This window comes from Methylophaga sp. UBA5088, from assembly GCF_002414625.1.
Taxonomy (GTDB): domain Bacteria; phylum Pseudomonadota; class Gammaproteobacteria; order Nitrosococcales; family Methylophagaceae; genus Methylophaga; species Methylophaga marina.
The window spans coordinates 10,025-14,103 of record NZ_DIAC01000049.1; the positions used below are offsets into that span (position 1 = coordinate 10,025).

General features: G+C 43.1%; 3 protein-coding genes. All 3 read right to left on the bottom strand.

Annotation, left to right across the window (positions count from 1 at the left end):
- A partial coding sequence (locus tag B4K20_RS06620; protein ID WP_289282323.1) for a sugar phosphorylase occupies positions 1 to 1,584 on the bottom strand: 1,584 nt, incomplete at its 3' end.
- A 12-nt stretch (positions 1,585 to 1,596) separates the two neighbouring features.
- Positions 1,597 to 2,820, bottom strand: coding sequence for a glycosyl transferase (locus B4K20_RS06625; protein ID WP_289243813.1), 1,224 nt, complete (start codon positions 2,818 to 2,820; stop codon positions 1,597 to 1,599).
- The coding region (locus B4K20_RS06630) for an HAD-IIB family hydrolase (RefSeq protein WP_289282324.1) at positions 2,813 to 4,079 on the bottom strand (1,267 nt) is incomplete at its 5' end. The genes B4K20_RS06625 and B4K20_RS06630, both read right to left, overlap by 8 nt.

The following is a 4,079-nucleotide window of genomic DNA, read 5'->3' on the forward strand; positions in this document are numbered from 1 at the left end:
ACTTTGTCTCCTGTCCATACTTTGTCGCCAGAACCCAAACAGTTTTTCACCAAGGTGCAGTGTAAACTGAGTGGCATTCGGATGAAAAGCCCGCTGTTGTTTTCTTAGATGTATCAGCTTCTTAAGTAATTCTGAAACTTGTGCATGTTGAGATGATGGCGTTGATAATTCGCTCATCAAGGAAGCTTCATCCCATTCATGACGATTAATCGAACGGTTTTGTTCCGTGTGTTCCAGCTTTTCTAAATCATTACTGGTAGCGAGCAAGCTATGAATATAAATGCCAGGAATACCTTCTAAAGCCAGCATGATGGCGTGAGCACAGATAAAACGGTCAATATTCCACTCATCTTTACCCGATGTTGTGCCTTGAAGTGCATCAAACAGTGAGATATTGATTTCATAAGGTTTTTTCACACCATTTTCGCCTTCCCGCCAGGAAATACGCCCACCAAATTGCTGCATAGTACTGATTAAAGAAGCAATCTCAGCTTCACTTAATAAGCCTTCAGCCGGCCTCAGGCCTATGCCATCATGCGAAGCAATAAAGTTAAAGTATGCTGTCCCATGTTGTGCTGGCGGCATGCTCATCAACCACTGTTTTAAATAAAAACAGTCTCCAGTGACTAGCGTATTGACCAAAAGAGGCGGCAGCGAAAAATTGTAGATACAGTGAGCTTCATTAGCATTACCAAAATAACTCAGGTTTTCCCTGTTTGGGATATTGGTTTCAGTGATAATGATGGCATTTGGATCCACGTGTTGAATCAAACTTCGCATCAACCTGACTACTTCGTGTGTTTCTGGAAGATTGAGGCAGTTTGTGCCGATTTTTTTCCACAAGAAAGCCACCGCATCCAGCCGGAAAATATGCACCCCTTTATCCAGATAAAAGCGAACGATATTAATAAATTCTTTTAACACTTCAGGGTTACGGAAATCAAAATCCACCTGAGTATGACTGAAAGTGCACCAGACATATTGAGTACCATCATGAGTGTCTGTTTCACGGAGCAGGGGGCTGGTTCTCGGTCTGACTACCTGACTGATGGGCGTGCTTGGTGACGTGGTGAAAAAATAGTCATGACCTGGACCATCACCTTTAATAAAGTTCTTAAACCAAGTGCCGCTGCTGGAGCCATGATTGATAACAAGATCAGCCATCAGACGATAATCACTGGCAATGGCTTCAATGTCCTCCCAATCTCCCAGTGCTTTATTAACTTCATAATAATCCATGACGGCAAAGCCATCATCTGAGCAATATGGGAAAAATGGCAAGATATGGACACCATTTATATAACCACTGATTTCATTATTAAGAAAACGATGCAGCGTTTTTAAAGGTGCTTCACCTTCTTTTTTTACACTATTACCGTAGGTAATCAGAACAATATCCGTTTGATCCCAGTTATTTTTATGCGCAATGCTTTCTTTGAAATCCTGATCTAACCGCATGATGCGGATAATGTCATCGCATAAGGTGTCTAGCGAAAAATCACCAGAGGTCTCAGAATAAATAGCGTTGAGATGATGGAGAACTGTCTCTTTTAATCGTTGAAGTTGCTCATCATTGGGTGTCATTTTTGGTATCCCTTATGCAGAAAAATCCTGATAGTCAGCTTCAACAGCATCATAAATTCGTTCAAAAATATCCGGCAGTGCACTCTGTACTCGGCTCCAGCTTGGCGTGAAGGGGACTTCCATCGGATTCTCCAGGAACATTTGACCTGCATCCATGATGTTTTTAGCAAACATTTCAACAGACTCTTCTTCCTGATGAATGTCGAAATGCAGGCCGTTCATCACTGCATCATTGTGGTAGGTTTCCACAAAATCGAGTGCGATACGGTAATAAGTCGCTTTTAGTGTTCGGAATGATTCAGGCGTGAATACCGTACCTTTCGTGGCTAGTTTTCTAAATAGAGATTTGGCAATGTCGATCGACATTTTGGATAAACCGGCCTGCTGATCATCCGGTGATAATTCTTGGTGCTTATGATCATAAACTTGGGCTACATCCACCTGACAGAGTCGATTATTGGCATAGTTACGATGCATCTCTGATAGCACACCGATTTCCAGACCCCAGTCACTCGGGATGCGAATATCAGATAATACATCGCGTCTGAATGAAAACTCACCGGCTAGCGGGTATCGGAAGCTATCCATATATTCCAGATAAGGCTGGTTACCGACGACCATCTTCAATGCGCGGATAAGTGGCGTGACAAGTAAACGATTCACACGGCCATTTAGCTTTCCACTGGCCACGCGAGCGTAATAACCTTTACAAAACTCATAATTAAACATCGGGTTAGCGACAGGGTAAATTAAGCGTGCGAGTAAATCACTGGTGTAAGTCACTATGTCGCAATCATGCAGGGCAATTGATTCCGCTTTTCCAGAGGCAATGATATAGCCCATGCAATACCAGACATTACGACCTTTACCTTTTTCTTTTGGCGCGAGCCCCAGCGATTGCAGTTCTTCGTCAATCGCGGTGAGTCTCGGCCCATCATTCCATAAAATACGATGGTGCTGTGGCAAGGCCGAAAAGAAGTTAATGGCATGACGATATTGGTCTTCATCCGCGCGATCCAGACCAATAACAATTTCAGATAAGTAAGGAACCGTTTTAAGCTGCTGAATAATATTAGGGAGCGCCTCACCTTCGAGCTCTGAAAAAAGGGAAGGGAGCAGTAATCCCATAGGCCTTTGTTTGCTAAATTGAACAAGATCGCTTTCGAGATCAGCTAAGTGGCGATCTGTTAAGTTATGAAGAGTAGTAATAATCCCATTCTGGTGAAAATCAGCCATGATTGCCTCGGGGTAAGTTAAATGAATCGGAATGCTGCTTTGCATCGATGATTTGAGTGACACCTTCAGCCCAACCTTTAGGGCCGAAAAAAGTGGACACAGTTAAGTTATCTGTTCTATCTATGTCTGGTAGACCATGAACAGGTGAGCGAATAAGCAAAGCGTAATCGACTTGCTCTAGCATCGCTTTATCATTTTGACTGTCACCTATTCCCAGTGTCTGAATGATTTGCTGTGGTTGGGTTTGTTGGTAAACCTCGGTTAACCAGGCGAGGGCCTGACCTTTATCACATTGGCCCGAAACATGGATAAACCGTCCGCCTTCAAGAATATTGGCACCAAGTGCTGTCAGCTCAGTTATAAACTGGTGTTTGAGATTGCCGTTGCCATGCCATGACACAGGTTCGCCAAACTCGCGTCTTGCAGCACAGGCAGCTGCATGCACATTCAGACCTGTCATCGCAATAATGCCATCAATACCTGCATCTGCGAATGTTTTAAATTCATGCTGATAAGCAGGACGAACCTGGTCAATCAATGACTGCCAATGTTGTCGAGGCTGAACAAAACTTTTAACCCAATATTTCCCTCGTTTTTCAGTATCTTCTGGTTGCTGGTCAAAGTAACCTTCTGGAATATAGACAGCCGCACCATTCTCCACAATAAAAGGGTGATGGTTGCCAAGACTATCTCTTATTAGCTCCACTTCAGCCGCTGTTTTACTGGTAACAGGTATAACGGGAATCTGATTCTGCTCAAGTGCTGCGAGTGTCGGTATGGCTTCATCAAAATGATAATTATGATGATCAAGCAGAGTGCCATCCATATCGGTAAATACTAACCATTGATGGAGCGCATTGCTGCTTAGTTTGGTTGGTAGCGGTTGAGTGAGTTGGGTGATTTGGCGATTTTCATCAAGTTCGAATAAATAGTTCACTTTGTTTGGCAACGTGTTGAGTGTATTTTCGGTAATACGTTGATAATATTTGATAAAGCGTCCGACCGCTTTCTCATCCATAATTTGTGTGCTTGTCTGCTGCTCAGACAAGCTTGATTTTAATTTGTTTTCTTGCTCAAGCCGCCACTGATAGACACAGTCAAAAGAAGGGGCTTTGAGCATGATCCAGATATCAATCAGTTCAAACAGTTTTGGGTAAAACCTGGCTAATTGCTCATTCACATAACGTCGCCAGACTTGTGAGTCATCTTCGAACTCTTCCAAATCATTAATGGGCGCTTTAAGTAGACGATCATCCTGT

Coding starts and splice junctions, on each gene's coding strand:
- B4K20_RS06625 (WP_289243813.1), bottom strand. CDS start 2,820: ATGGCTGATTTTCACCAGAATGGGATTATTACTACTCTTCATAACTTA.